Genomic DNA, 12,788 nt, shown 5'->3' with positions numbered 1-12,788 from the left:
TTCGACAGTCGCGCCCTCCAGCGTTCAATCTTTTGAACGTTACGTCTCAAACTTGCCGACTTCCCGGCCGATCTGTCTCGTCCATAATTGCGGCCATCAGACAGGTTGTTGGAGCGAGCGCCATGCACGGCATTGCAAAGATTGAAAAGGCTGGAGCAACCGCCCAGCGGCTTGGCCAAGTCGTTGTGGGGATTGCACACAACATTGGTGTGGGCTTTTCGGCCAAGCACTTCTCGGAGGAGATGTTCGCCGGCGCGATGGACCCGCTGCTGATGGTGGATCACTTCATCATGACCGCGCCCACCTTCGAACCACACCTCCATGCCGGAATCTCGGCGGTGACCGCCCTGTTCGAGGATAGCGAAGGCGTGTTCCTCAACCGGGACACCCTAGGCCACAATATCGAATTGAAGGCCGGCGACCTTTACTGGCTGACGGCCGCGAGCGGTGCGGCCCACGAGGAAAAGCCCGCGAAAAATTCGCGCGTCCATGCCCTGCAGGTTTTCGTGAACCTACCCGAGCGTCTTAAGAAGTGCCCAGCCCGTTCGCTGCAGGTCAACGCCGGCGATGTGCCGACCATCGATGGCAACGGCCACCGCGTCCGCGTCATTCTCGGCGCGAGCGGCGGCGTCAAAGGGGAAACCGGGACGCCCGAAGAGATGACGATGCTCGACGGCTTTCTCGCAGCCGGCGGCCGGTTCAGCCACGCGCTGCCGGGTGGGTTGCAGGCATGGATTTATGCCGTGTCGGGCACGGTGACGGTCGCCGCCGACGGTGAGGAGCGGGTTCTTCCGGCAGGCACGGCCACAACGGTCGAGGCGGGCTTGGCCATCAATGTGGCCATGATGGCCAAGGCTCCCGCCCACTTCGTGCTGATGGCCGGGAAGCCGATCCACGAGAAGTTCGTAAAGCACGGGCCGTTGGTCATGTCGACGGCCGACGATGTCCGCCGCACGCTTGCCGACTTTGCTCAAGGCAAGTTCGGCCGCATTCCCGCCTGAGCCCACCAAACCATCCATCCTGAGCCACGCGCGGTGACGTCCTCTCCGCGCTACGGCCAACCCATGCCTGGAGTAGTCGCGCATGACGGCCCCCGCGCCTGATCGCCCGCATCCCAAGGAGATCGAGAGATGACCGACCTGAGAGTAACCGACGGGTTCACCGAAACGAACATGGCCTGGATATCGGCGGCGGAACGCGAGCGCGAAGTCGCACTGCTCGCCCACTTCGCCCACTTCTGGGGCACCGCCACCGGCACGCCGCGCACGATCTACGACACGTTCATCACGGCTAGTCCCATGGCGGCCGGCGCCATCGTCGAGGAAGTCACCACCGCCGAGGTGCATGGCTGGTGGGTGCGCCCAGCGCGCGTGGGCGCCGCCGGGCAGGCGATCCTGTTCATCCACGGCGGCGGCTATGTCATGGGCACGGCCCAGGCCTATCGCGGCTTCGTCAGCCAAATCGTCAGCCGGAGCGGCATCCCCTCCCTGGTGATCGACTATCCCCTGGCGCCGGAGGCGACCCTGCCGGCGGCACCGGACGCCGCGCTGGCCGCCTACGAATACCTGATCAGCCACGGTTATTCCCGGATCGCGATCGTGGGTGACTCCGCCGGGGGCGGCCTGTCCTTGGTCACCATGGCGCAACTCGCCAAGCGGTCGAACATCGCCAAGCCGATCGCGGGCGTGGTCTTCTCGCCCTGGGTCGACCTCGCCTTCACCGGCGGGTCGATGACGGATCCTGGATTGGTCGACCCGCTGATTGGCTACGACTACCTGCGGGACTGCGCGAACAAATATCTCGGCGCCTATGCCGCCACGGACCCGCTCGCCTCGCCGTTGCACGGCAACCTGGCCGGCCTGCCGCCGCTGTTGATCCAGGTCGGCACCGCCGAGCGTCTTCTCGACGACTCCCGCCAATTCGCGACCAAGGCCGCCGCCGCCGGCGTACCGGTCGAGCTCGAGGTCTGGGAGGGGATGCACCACGTCTTCCAGCTCGATGTCGGCCATCTCGAAAGCAGCCGCCACGCGCTTGACCGCGCCAGCCGCTTCCTCGTCCGCGCCTTCACCCCTGAGCGACCCACCGCCTGAAGGCGCCGGTCGAGATCTGACGGAGAGATCCCATGGCAACTCAGCTTTCATCGCACACCCACCACGACGTCGTTATCGTTGGCGGCGGCTCGGCCGGCGCCGTCCTCGCGCGTCGCCTGAGCGAGGATGGAAGCCGCCGCGTGCTGCTTCTGGAGGCCGGCGCCGCTTATGCGCCCTCGGCCTATCCCGACGTGGTCGCCAATGCGAACCGGGTCGGCGGCGACGCCGCGCACGGCTGGGGCTACCACACGCAGGATGGCGCCACGCTCGGGCATGACGTGAACGCGATCCGTGGGAAAGTGCTGGGCGGCAGCTCGGGCGTGAACGCCGCTGTCGCGATGCGCGGCCGCCCATCCGATTTCGCGCGCTGGACGGCGATGGGCGTCGAGGGATGGACCTGGGACGATGTCTTCCCGATCTTCAAGGCGCTGGAGAACACGCCGACGGGTGATGACGCCTGGCACGGACGAACCGGGCCATTTCCGATCCGGCAGCGGACCATGGAGGAGATCACGCCGTCCATGCGCGCCTTCGTGCTGGCGTCGGAGGCGGTCGGCCTCACGCGCGTCCAGGATTTCAACGGCGCCCAGCAGAACGGGGTCTCGCCCTATCCGCTGAACGTCGTCGGCGAGCATCGCGTCAACACCGGCATGGCCTATCTCACCGACGAGGTCCGCGCGCGGCCGAACCTCACCATCCGGGGCGGGGCGGAGATCGACACGGTCTTATTCGACGGCAAGCGCGCCGTTGGCGTCCGCCTGGTCGGCGGTGAGGAGATCGGTGCCGGACAGGTGATCCTCTCGGCAGGCACCTACGGCAGCCCCGCCATCCTGATGCGCTCCGGGATCGGCCCCGCCGGTCATCTTCGGGAACTGGGCATCCCGGTGCTGGTCGACGCACCGGTGGGTGAGCGGCTGAAGGAGCATCCTTTCTATTACAATGTCTATGCGCTGAAGCCGGAGGCCTCCTCCATGACGCCCGTCGCCGGCGCGATCATCTGGACCAACTCGTCCGAAGCGGGGCCGGACGAACTCGACCTGCATGTCTCGGGCACGCACATCTTCGATCCCGCGCTGAGCTCGACAGGCGGCGCAATCGTGCTGGCCTGCGCCGTGACGCTGCCCAAGTCGAACGGCTCCATCCGGCTCGCCAGCCGTGACCCGAGGGCGATGCCGCTCATCCGCTTCAATTTCTTCGATGATCCCAGCGACCTCAGGCGCATGAAGGAGGCCGTCCGGCTGTCGCGCAAGATCGGGCGCACCGCTCCCTTCAGCGACACGATCGCGTTCGAGATGGCGCCAGGGGACGATGTCCAGGACGACCTCGCCCTGGAGCGGGCGATCATCGCGCAGATCGACGGCTATTCGCACCCGACGTCGACGGTGCCGATGGGGCCTGAAGGCGATCCGGCGGCCGTGGTCGACAGCCAGGGCAGGGTGCGCGGGATGGAGGGCCTGCATGTCGTCGACGCGTCGATCATGCCCGACATCGTATCGGCACCGACCAACGTCACCACGATCATGATGGCTGAGGCGATCAGCCGGAAGCTGCTGTCGTGATCGCCGGGGAAGGCGACCTCCGGGACAAGGGCATCGAATGGGTGCTGCGGCTTGTTGCCGGCGCCCTGCTGCCCTCGCTCGCGCCCGAGCCTCTTATTATCGGGTCGATGATGCTGTTCCACGCGGTCGCAGGGCGGATTGGCCGCTGCGCGCCGCCGTTGAGGCCCTGTTCCCGAAGTCGGCATCGCTGACTGGCGTGCGCCCCTTGGGGTGGACAGCTTCAAGCCGCGGAATTGACCGGCGATCGGGCGTGTTGTTCTTCGAATGCAATAGGGCTGAGATAGCCCAGCGTTGAACGAAGGCGCCGGGCATTGTAAACCAGATCGATGAAACGCGGCAGATCAGCCACGACGTCGTCGAAGGTCTCATACGCCATGGGATAGACGGCCGAGACCTTCAGGGTTTTCATGAAGCTTTCGGCCTTGGCGTTGTCGTAGGGTTGCCGCGCCGGCTCATGGAGCCGATCAGGCCGTTGTCCGCCAAGATCTTTCGATAGGCGGCACTGGCATATTGACTGCCCCTGTCGGTGTGCTGGACACAGCCGTCGGTCGGACTTTGCGCGGAGATGGCGGCCTTGAGGGCCGCGACCGTAAGCCGATGGAGCGGCTGATCGCATAGCCCACGACGCGGCGGGACCAAGCGTCCAGGATCACGGCCACGAAAATGAAGCCCGGCCGCCACGGCGACATATGTCATATCGCCTGTGAGCTCGCCGACCCAGAGTTGATCGGAACCGGTGAGGGTCATGTCGGCCGCCGGTTCGGGAAAATCGGCTCGTCATGGTCGCTGTCGGTCCTGGCGACGAAGCGCTGCCGGCGCCGGGGTTGGAGGTCGTGCTCGCGCATGAGCCGGCGCACCTTCTTGCTGTTGACCACCAGTCCCTGGTGCCGCAGTTCCACGCCGACCCGCCGATAGCTGTAGCTTTCGAACTCGGCTCAGACCGCCTTCATCCGATCCAGGATCATGGCGTCGCCATCGCACTGGAATTTCAACGATCGTCCGCTGGGGAGACGGCCCGGAACGACGGCCTCAGAACCGATGGGGTGTCGCGCAGGGCCAAGGCCCCTTCAACGGCCCGGGCGATGGTTTGGGCCCGGTCCTCGATGCCGCTCCACACCGCGCCGCGCATCCGGGGGTCGACCTCCAGCAGCTTCACGCCGGCCGGCACCTCCATACCGTCGCGCACCACGCCCCGTAGGATGCCGTCAAAGGGGGCGGCCACCGGGTCGCCGGCCAGGTAGCCCACGATGTAGTCCTTGAAGACGCGGGATCCGATTTCCATCGCGCTGTGCCAGCGGCCGGGGCTGGCCGAATAGACGAAGCGCTCCGCCCCACGCTCACCCAGGCGGCGGACGACGCCGTCGGCCGGTTCCGTCGCCCCCCGTCGCACCAGGGCGCCTTCCTTGCTGGGCTTGGTCTCGATGGCGAAGTCGCAGTTCGCGCCGGCGGTGAAGCCCGGCCCCAAGCCGATGGTGAACTGGGCCAGGCGTCGCAGGTCGGGCGTCGACTGGTACTTCTGCAGCCGGGCGTCGATCAGCACGTCCAGCGAGCGTATGACCATCAGGTCCAGCAGGCCCAGGTCGGTGATGACCACGCCGCCACGTTGCCGCAGGCCGGCCACGACGGCCACGCCGTTGTCCGCCCGCTGGGCGGTGACCCCCGCCAGCACGACGGGGTCGTCGAACAGCGCGTCGTGGAAGGCCATCTTGCGGCGGATGACGGGCGGCAGCGGGTCATGGGACATGACGACGCCATATCCCCGCTGATGCAGCCGCACCGCCACGGCGGACGCGATCTCATTGGTGCCGAGGATGACCACGTACCGCGCGCGGTGGTCACCGGACGAAGACGGGCTGGACGGGGAGGGGGATGTCATCGCGGGCATTCCAGGCCAGGTGTTCCAGGGAAAGGCGGGACGCGGGCGCCAATAGCGGTCAGCAGTTAGCGGTCAGTCGCCGGCGGCGGTTGGCGCGGGGCAGGGCGGATGCCCGTCCGGATGGGCGCAGCCGGTAAGCCGGGCGCCGCCCTCCAGGGCTAGGCCCAGGGTGCGGCACAGGGCCTCGAACCCCGCGCTGCGCCGGCCGTCCACCTCCGCCAGTGGGCGGCGGATCAGCAGCGGGTCGGCCAGCATGTGGGCCAGCGCGCTGGCGGCGTCCAGCGCGGCGGGGACGATGGCACCGGCCTTCACCGCGGGCGCCGCCGGGTTGAACCAGTCGGCCACGGGCGCGTCGCCGAAGAAGCCGCGCAGACGATCCGCCGTCCAGGGCTGGTCCAGCAGGTCGCGCACCACCACGGTGTGTCCCGCCGCCTGTAAGGTGCGGCGCTGGCGTGCGTTGGTCTGGCAGCCCGGCTTCTCATAGAAGACGATCAGGCTCATGCTGGCCGTCCCAGGGCGCCGCCGCCCAGCTGGACCAGCGCCTGGCCGCCGGCACGGCCCAGGACCGTGTCCACCTTGCGGCGCACCTCCGCCAGGGTCAGGGGCTTCAGCAGCGCCCCATGGGCGCCGGCGCGGAGGCCCTCCAGCGCCAGCGCCTCGTCCGCCTTGGCGCAGACGATCAGCACGCGCACGCCGGGGAAGGTCCGCAGGACATCCCCCACCAGGCCGACGCCCCGGTCGGCCAGCAGCGACACGCCCAGCAGCACCACATCCGGGCGCAGCCAGTCCACGCCCTTGGCGTAGGCCTCCTCCGGTGTGGCCAGTTCATGGGTCTCGATCTCGTCATGCAGCATGAACTGCAGGGCGGCGCGCGTGATTTCGTCCGGTTCCACGACGAAGACCCGCCTTTGGTCCACGGCCTTGGCGGTTTCGACACCGATCTGCATGGCAATGCCCTTTCAGTGGGGGGCTGCCCGGTTCGGGCATTGGCATCACCCCAGCAATTTCCGTTCCGGCCGGGGCCATGTCCACGAAAGCGCGGTTTCCGGCCATTCCGGTGGGGCGGCTGGCGCCCCGGCCTTGTCCCGTTTGCGACAGCCGGACATCGGCTGTCGGGTTCGGCACATCTTTGTCGGATGCCGGGTTCCGAATAAATATCAATATAAATCAATTAGTTAGGTCGTGACGCCCAGTTGGCACACGGGTTGCTGAAGGACTGGTCGGCTAGTGAGGGCTGAGTGCACGCCTACGCGCTGTCGAGCGATGTGCTCCTTCCCGAAAACCGCGAGCCAGTTCTGCGAACGAGGAACGCCCCGATCCTGGGGCATTGGCAATCGGCATAACAATCGGTTCAAGGAGACCCTGAATGTCGGCTCTGCGACAAATCGCTTTTTACGGTAAGGGTGGCATCGGCAAGTCCACCACCTCCCAGAACACCCTGGCGGCCCTGGCCGAGATGGGCCACCGCATCCTGATCGTCGGCTGCGATCCCAAGGCGGACTCCACCCGCCTCATCCTGCACGCCAAGGCTCAGGACACCATCCTCAGCCTGGCCGCCGCCGCGGGCAGCGTCGAAGACCTCGAACTGGAAGAGGTCATGAAGATCGGCTACCGCGATATCCGCTGCGTGGAATCCGGTGGTCCGGAGCCGGGCGTCGGCTGCGCCGGCCGCGGCGTCATCACCTCCATCAACTTTCTGGAGGAGAACGGCGCCTATGATGACATCGACTATGTCTCCTACGACGTGCTGGGCGACGTGGTGTGCGGCGGCTTCGCCATGCCCATCCGCGAGAACAAGGCCCAGGAGATCTACATCGTCATGTCCGGCGAGATGATGGCCATGTACGCGGCCAACAACATCTCCAAGGGCATCCTTAAGTACGCCATGTCCGGCGGCGTCCGCCTGGGCGGCCTGGTCTGCAACGAGCGCCAGACCGACAAGGAGCTGGAGCTGGCCGAGGCCCTGGCCAAGAAGCTGGGGACCCAGCTGATCTACTTCGTGCCCCGCGACAACATCGTGCAGCACGCGGAACTGCGCCGCATGACGGTGCTGGAATACGCGCCGGAGAGCGAGCAGGCCAACCACTACCGCAACCTGGCCAAGCGCATCCACAACAACGCCGGCAAGGGCATCATCCCCACGCCCATCACCATGGACGAGCTGGAGGACATGCTGATGGAGCACGGCATCATGAAGAAGGTGGACGAGTCCATCGTCGGCAAGTCGGCGGCTGAACTGGCCATCGCCTGACCGCACACCGCTTCCGCCGTCGGCGTTCGGCCCCCCGCATCCGGGGCCGGACGCCGGTACCGGCTATCCCGGGTAGAACGAGGACGATGAAATGAGCGTTTCGGAAACCGAAAGCGTTGCGGAGATCAAGGCTCGCAACAAGGAACTGATCAACGAGGTCTTGGCTGTTTACCCGGAGAAGACCGCGAAGCGGCGCGCCAAGCACCTGAACGTGCATGAGGCCGGCAAGTCCGACTGCGGCGTGAAGTCCAACCTGAAATCCATACCGGGCGTCATGACCATCCGCGGCTGCGCCTACGCCGGATCCAAGGGCGTGGTCTGGGGCCCGATCAAGGACATGATCCACATCAGCCACGGCCCCGTGGGCTGCGGCCAGTATTCCTGGGCCGCGCGCCGCAACTACTACATCGGCACGACCGGCGTCGACACCTTCGTGACCATGCAGTTCACCTCCGACTTCCAGGAGAAGGACATCGTCTTCGGCGGCGACAAGAAGCTGGCCAAGATCATGGACGAAATCCAGGAGCTGTTTCCGCTGAACAACGGCATCAGTGTCCAGTCGGAATGCCCCATCGGCCTGATCGGCGACGACATCGAGGCCGTGTCCAAGGCCAAGTCCAAGGAATACGGCGGCAAGACCATCGTGCCGGTTCGTTGCGAAGGCTTCCGTGGCGTGTCGCAGTCGCTGGGCCATCACGTGGCCAACGACGCCATCCGCGACTGGGTCTTCGACAAGGCCGACCCCAACGGCCCGGCGGGGTTCGAGGCCACGCCCTACGACGTCGCCATCATCGGTGACTACAACATCGGTGGCGACGCCTGGTCCTCCCGCATCCTGCTGGAGGAGATGGGCCTGCGCGTCATCGCCCAGTGGTCGGGCGACGGCACCCTGGCGGAGCTGGAGGCCACGCCCAAGGCCAAGCTGAACGTCCTGCACTGCTACCGGTCGATGAACTACATCTCACGCCACATGGAAGAGAAGTACGGAATTCCATGGTGTGAATACAATTTCTTCGGGCCCAGCAAGATCGCCGAATCCCTGCGCCGCATCGCCAGCTATTTCGACGATAAGATCAAAGAGGGGGCGGAGCGCGTCATCGCCAAGTACCAGGCGCTGATGGACGCCGTCATCGCCAAGTACCGGCCGCGCCTGGAAGGCAAGACGGTGATGCTGTTCGTGGGCGGCCTGCGCCCCCGGCACGTCATCGGCGCCTATGAGGATCTGGGCATGGAGGTGGTGGGCACGGGCTATGAGTTCGGTCACAACGACGACTATCAGCGCACCGCCCAGCACTACGTGAAGGACGGCACGCTGATCTATGACGACGTGACGGGCTACGAGTTCGAGAAGTTCGTGGAGCGCATCCAGCCGGACCTGGTCGGCTCGGGCATCAAGGAGAAGTACGTCTTCCAGAAGATGGGCGTGCCGTTCCGCCAGATGCACTCCTGGGACTATTCCGGGCCCTACCACGGCTACGACGGCTTCGCCATCTTCGCCCGCGACATGGACATGGCCATCAACGCCCCCGTCTGGAAGATGGCCAAGGCACCCTGGAAGGCGGCGCCCAAACCCACCCTGCTGGCGGCCGAATAAGGCCTCCCCGCGCGGGCCCTTCCCAACCGATGGGAAGGGCCCGCAAGGACCCGATTTGAAAGGGCTTAGATCATGACACAGAATGCCGAACACGTGCTCGACCACCTGGAGCTTTTCCGCGGGCCGGAATACCAGCAGATGCTGGCGAACAAGCGCGCGCTGTTCGAAAACCAGCGGGATCCGGCGGAGGTGGAGCGGGTGCGCGAATGGGCCAAGACGCCCGAATACCGCGAGAAGAACTTCGCCCGCGAGGCGCTGACCGTGAACCCGGCCAAGGCGTGCCAGCCGTTGGGCGCTGTGTTCGCCGCCGTGGGGTTCGAGGGGACCATTCCCTTCGTCCACGGGTCCCAAGGGTGCGTCGCCTATTACCGCAGCCACTTCTCCCGGCATTTCAAGGAGCCCAGCTCCTGCGTCTCCTCCTCCATGACGGAGGACGCGGCGGTGTTCGGCGGCCTGAACAACATGATCGACGGCCTGGCCAACACCTACAGCATGTACAAGCCCAAGATGATCTCCGTCTCCACCACCTGCATGGCGGAGGTGATCGGCGACGACTTGAACGCCTTCATCAAGACGGCGAAGGAGAAGGGCTCCGTCCCGGCCGAGTACGACGTTCCCTTCGCCCACACCCCCGCCTTCGTCGGCAGCCATGTCACCGGCTACGACAACGTGATGAAGGGCATCCTGGAGCATTTCTGGGACGGCAAGGCCGGCACCGCGCCCAAGCTGGAGCGCCAGCCCAACGGCAAGATCAATTTCATTGGCGGGTTCGATGGCTATACCGTCGGCAACCTGCGGGAAATCAAGCGCATCTTCGGCCTGATGGGGGTGGATTACACCATCCTGGGCGACAACAGCGACGTCTGGGACACGCCCACGGATGGCGAGTTCCGCATGTATGACGGCGGCACCACGCTGGAGGAGACGGCCGCGGCCGTGCACGCCAAGGCCACCTTGTCGATGCAGGAATACTGCACGGAAAAGACCCTGGGCCTGATCGCGGCCCATGGGCAGGAGGTCGCGGCCTTCAACCACCCCGTGGGCGTGGCTGGCACCGACCGTTTCCTGATGGAAGTCGCCCGCCTGGCCGGCGTTGAGATCCCGCAGTCGCTGGAGATGGAGCGGGGCCGCCTGGTCGACGCCATCGCCGACAGCAGCGCCCATATCCACGGCAAGAAGTTCGCGATCTACGGCGACCCGGACCTGTGCCTGGGCCTGGCGGCCTTCCTGCTGGAGCTGGGGGCGGAACCCACCCATGTGCTGGCCACCAATGGCAACAAGGCCTGGGCGGAGAAGGTGCAGGCGGTGTTCAACAGCTCGCCATTCGGGAAGAACTGCCATGTCTATCCGGGCAAGGATCTGTGGCACATGCGCTCGCTGCTGTTCACCGAGCCGGTGGACTTCCTGATCGGCAACACCTACGGCAAGTATCTGGAGCGCGACACGGGCACGCCGCTGATCCGCATCGGCTTTCCCATCTTCGACCGGCACCACCACCATCGTTATCCGGTGTGGGGCTATCAGGGTGGGCTGAACGTGCTGGTGTGGATCCTGGACAAGATCTTCGACGAGATCGACAAGGCCAGCAACGTGCCGTCCAAGACCGACTACAGCTTCGACATCATCCGCTGACCCTTCCCCGTGAGCGCTTCCCCCAAAAAGCGCTGCCTCCTGGCCGCGCCGTTGGTTTCACCCGGCGGCGCGGCACCTTTTGGCCTCCGGACGTCGTCCCCGGGACCGAGGAGAAACACGCCATGAGTTCGCTGTCGGCCACCATACAGGCTGTCTTCGACGAACCCGGTTGCGGCAAGAACGCCAACAAGTCGGCGGCGGAGCGCAAGAAGGGCTGCACCAAGCAGCTGCAGCCCGGCGGGGCGGCGGGGGGCTGCGCTTTCGATGGCGCCAAGATCGCCCTGCAACCGCTGACCGACGTCGCCCACCTGGTGCATGGGCCCATCGCCTGCGAAGGCAATTCCTGGGACAACCGGGGCGCCAAGTCCTCCGGCCCCACCCTGTGGCGCACCAGCTTCACCACCGATATCAACGAGACCGACATCGTCTTCGGCGGGGAGAAGCGGCTGTATAAGGCCATCCGCGAGATCATCGAGAAGTATGATCCACCGGCCGTCTTCGTTTATCAGACCTGCCTGCCGGCCATGACCGGCGACGACATCAACGCCGTCTGCAAGGCGGCGGCGGCCAAGTTCGGCACGCCCGTCATCCCCATCAATTCGCCGGGCTTCGTCGGGCCGAAGAACCTGGGCAACAAGCTGGCGGGCGAGGCCCTGCTGGACCATGTCATCGGGACGGTGGAGCCGGAGATCACCACGCCCTACGACATCAACATCATCGGCGAATACAACCTGTCCGGTGAGCTGTGGCAGGTGAAGCCGCTGTTGGATGAGCTGGGCATCCGCATCCTGTCCTGCATCTCCGGCGACGGCCGCTACCGCGAGGTGGCGCAGTCCCACCGGGCGAAGGCGGCCATGATGGTGTGCTCCAAGGCCATGATCAACGTCGCCCGCAAGATGCAGGAACGCTACGGCATCCCCTTTTTCGAAGGGTCGTTCTACGGCATCGGCGACACCAGCGACAGCCTGCGCGAGATCGCGCGCCTGCTGGTGGAGCGTGGCGCCCCCGACGACATCTTGGCCCGCACCGAGGCCGTGATCGCGCGGGAGGAGGCGCGGGCCTGGGCCGCCATCGCCCCCTACAAGCCCCGTTTCCAGGGCAAGAAGGTGCTGCTGATCACCGGCGGCGTGAAATCCTGGTCGGTGGTGGCGGCCCTGCAGGAGGCCGGGCTGGAGCTGGTGGGCACCAGCGTCAAGAAGTCCACCAAGGAGGACAAGGAGCGCATCAAGGAACTGATGGGCAAGGACGCCCACCTGATCGAGGATATGACCCCGCGCGAGATGTACAAGATGCTGAAGGACGCGCGGGCCGACATCATGTTGTCAGGCGGCCGGTCGCAGTTCATCGCGCTGAAGGCGGCGATGCCCTGGCTGGACATCAACCAGGAACGCCACCACGCCTACATGGGCTATGTCGGCATGGTCCGGCTGGTGGAAGAGATCGCGAAGACCCTGTTCAACCCGGTGTGGGAGCAGGTGCGCCGCCCGGCCCCCTGGGATGTGCCGGGCGACAGCTGGCAGGACAAGGCCATCGCCCAGATGGATGCGGAGGCGGCGGCCCTGGCGGCCGACCCCGTGGCGGCGGAGGCGGCACGGCGGTCGCGCCCGGTCTGTGTCTGCAAGGGCGTTGACCTGGGCGCCATCGAGGACGCCATCCAGGCCCACGGCCTGGCGACGGTGGCGGAGGTGAAGGGCCATACCAACGCCACGGGCGGCTGCGGCGCCTGCGCCGTGCGGGTAGAGGAAATCCTGGCGGCCGGCCCGGCCCTGGCGGCGGCGGAGTGATG

At 66.1% G+C, this 12,788-nt stretch carries 13 protein-coding genes and 1 pseudogene; 8 read left to right on the top strand and 6 right to left on the bottom strand.

Annotation, left to right across the window (positions count from 1 at the left end):
• Positions 1-122: 122 nt before the first annotated feature.
• The 4 genes from I55_RS03755 to I55_RS03740 all read left to right on the top strand — a co-directional run bounded on the left by I55_RS03755 (position 123) and on the right by I55_RS03740 (position 3,840).
• Complete coding sequence (locus I55_RS03755; RefSeq protein ID WP_049973798.1) at positions 123-1,001, top strand: pirin family protein; 879 nt, start codon at positions 123-125, stop codon at positions 999-1,001.
• A 129-nt stretch (positions 1,002-1,130) separates the two neighbouring features.
• Positions 1,131-2,090 (top strand): alpha/beta hydrolase, encoded by a 960-nt coding sequence (locus I55_RS03750; RefSeq protein ID WP_044559164.1) that lies wholly within the window; start codon positions 1,131-1,133, stop codon positions 2,088-2,090.
• 32 nt (positions 2,091-2,122) lie between these two features.
• Positions 2,123-3,649 (top strand): GMC family oxidoreductase, encoded by a 1,527-nt coding sequence (locus tag I55_RS03745; RefSeq protein ID WP_044559163.1) that lies wholly within the window; start codon positions 2,123-2,125, stop codon positions 3,647-3,649.
• The gene (locus I55_RS03740; RefSeq protein WP_044559162.1) at positions 3,646-3,840 is read left to right on the top strand and encodes a hypothetical protein; all 195 of its coding nucleotides are present in this window, start codon (positions 3,646-3,648) and stop codon (positions 3,838-3,840) included. The genes I55_RS03745 and I55_RS03740 overlap by 4 nt, the downstream gene beginning before the upstream one ends.
• Before the next feature lie 29 nt (positions 3,841-3,869).
• Here the strand turns inward: I55_RS03740 and I55_RS36790 are convergent, their stop codons facing one another.
• The 6 genes and pseudogenes from I55_RS36790 to I55_RS03720 form a co-directional block, all read right to left on the bottom strand.
• The gene (locus I55_RS36790; protein ID WP_159107102.1) at positions 3,870-4,058 is read right to left on the bottom strand and encodes an IS3 family transposase; all 189 of its coding nucleotides are present in this window, start codon (positions 4,056-4,058) and stop codon (positions 3,870-3,872) included.
• Positions 4,055-4,396 carry a DDE-type integrase/transposase/recombinase gene (locus tag I55_RS36785; protein ID WP_159107101.1) on the bottom strand — a complete coding sequence of 114 codons (342 nt, stop codon included), beginning with the start codon at positions 4,394-4,396 and terminating at the stop codon, positions 4,055-4,057. Before I55_RS36785 ends, I55_RS36790 begins: the two co-directional genes overlap by 4 nt.
• A pseudogene (locus I55_RS35320) lies at positions 4,393-4,560 on the bottom strand (IS3 family transposase); the annotation flags it as partial. The gene I55_RS36785 and the pseudogene I55_RS35320, both read right to left, overlap by 4 nt.
• 77 nt (positions 4,561-4,637) lie before the next feature.
• Complete coding sequence (locus I55_RS03730; protein WP_044559161.1) at positions 4,638-5,525, bottom strand: xanthine dehydrogenase; 888 nt, start codon at positions 5,523-5,525, stop codon at positions 4,638-4,640.
• Positions 5,526-5,597: 72 nt separating this feature from the next.
• Positions 5,598-6,026 carry an ArsC/Spx/MgsR family protein gene (locus I55_RS03725; protein ID WP_044559160.1) on the bottom strand — a complete coding sequence of 143 codons (429 nt, stop codon included), beginning with the start codon at positions 6,024-6,026 and terminating at the stop codon, positions 5,598-5,600.
• Positions 6,023-6,472, bottom strand: a complete 450-nt coding sequence (locus I55_RS03720; RefSeq protein WP_044559159.1) for a response regulator — start codon at positions 6,470-6,472, stop codon at positions 6,023-6,025. The genes I55_RS03725 and I55_RS03720 overlap by 4 nt, the downstream gene beginning before the upstream one ends.
• A 419-nt stretch (positions 6,473-6,891) precedes the next feature.
• Between I55_RS03720 and nifH the strand changes: the two genes are divergently transcribed.
• The 4 genes from nifH (at position 6,892) to nifE (ending at position 12,786) form a co-directional block, all read left to right on the top strand.
• Entirely contained in the window at positions 6,892-7,776 is an 885-nt protein-coding gene (gene nifH / locus I55_RS03715) for a nitrogenase iron protein (protein WP_044559158.1), read from the top strand.
• 91 nt (positions 7,777-7,867) lie between these two features.
• Positions 7,868-9,370, top strand: a complete 1,503-nt coding sequence (nifD, locus tag I55_RS03710) for a nitrogenase molybdenum-iron protein alpha chain (protein WP_044559157.1) — start codon at positions 7,868-7,870, stop codon at positions 9,368-9,370.
• Positions 9,371-9,442: 72 nt separating this feature from the next.
• Positions 9,443-11,002 carry a nitrogenase molybdenum-iron protein subunit beta gene (gene nifK / locus I55_RS03705; RefSeq protein WP_044559156.1) on the top strand — a complete coding sequence of 520 codons (1,560 nt, stop codon included), beginning with the start codon at positions 9,443-9,445 and terminating at the stop codon, positions 11,000-11,002.
• Between the two features lie 122 nt (positions 11,003-11,124).
• Positions 11,125-12,786, top strand: a complete 1,662-nt coding sequence (gene nifE / locus I55_RS03700; RefSeq protein ID WP_044559155.1) for a nitrogenase iron-molybdenum cofactor biosynthesis protein NifE — start codon at positions 11,125-11,127, stop codon at positions 12,784-12,786.
• Positions 12,787-12,788 lie beyond the last annotated feature (2 nt).

Origin of the sequence: Azospirillum sp. B4 (assembly GCF_000333275.1) — a bacterium.
In the GTDB taxonomy this organism is placed as follows: Bacteria; Pseudomonadota; Alphaproteobacteria; order Azospirillales; family Azospirillaceae; genus Nitrospirillum.
This window is presented reverse-complemented; position numbering and strand designations above follow the sequence as displayed.

Excerpts from the sequence above, each read along its gene's own strand:
- nifE (WP_044559155.1), top strand. The coding sequence starts at position 11,125 with ATGAGTTCGCTGTCGGCCACCATACAGGCTGTCTTCGACGAACCCGGT.
- I55_RS03720 (WP_044559159.1), bottom strand. The coding sequence starts at position 6,472 with ATGCAGATCGGTGTCGAAACCGCCAAGGCCGTGGACCAAAGGCGGGTC.
- I55_RS36790 (WP_159107102.1), bottom strand. The coding sequence starts at position 4,058 with ATGAAAACCCTGAAGGTCTCGGCCGTCTATCCCATGGCGTATGAGACC.
- I55_RS03755 (WP_049973798.1), top strand. The coding sequence starts at position 123 with ATGCACGGCATTGCAAAGATTGAAAAGGCTGGAGCAACCGCCCAGCGG.
- I55_RS36785 (WP_159107101.1), bottom strand. The coding sequence starts at position 4,396 with ATGACCCTCACCGGTTCCGATCAACTCTGGGTCGGCGAGCTCACAGGC.
- I55_RS03750 (WP_044559164.1), top strand. The coding sequence starts at position 1,131 with ATGACCGACCTGAGAGTAACCGACGGGTTCACCGAAACGAACATGGCC.
- I55_RS03725 (WP_044559160.1), bottom strand. The coding sequence starts at position 6,026 with ATGAGCCTGATCGTCTTCTATGAGAAGCCGGGCTGCCAGACCAACGCA.
- nifD (WP_044559157.1), top strand. The coding sequence starts at position 7,868 with ATGAGCGTTTCGGAAACCGAAAGCGTTGCGGAGATCAAGGCTCGCAAC.
- I55_RS03730 (WP_044559161.1), bottom strand. The coding sequence starts at position 5,525 with ATGACATCCCCCTCCCCGTCCAGCCCGTCTTCGTCCGGTGACCACCGC.
- I55_RS03745 (WP_044559163.1), top strand. The coding sequence starts at position 2,123 with ATGGCAACTCAGCTTTCATCGCACACCCACCACGACGTCGTTATCGTT.
- nifK (WP_044559156.1), top strand. The coding sequence starts at position 9,443 with ATGACACAGAATGCCGAACACGTGCTCGACCACCTGGAGCTTTTCCGC.
- nifH (WP_044559158.1), top strand. The coding sequence starts at position 6,892 with ATGTCGGCTCTGCGACAAATCGCTTTTTACGGTAAGGGTGGCATCGGC.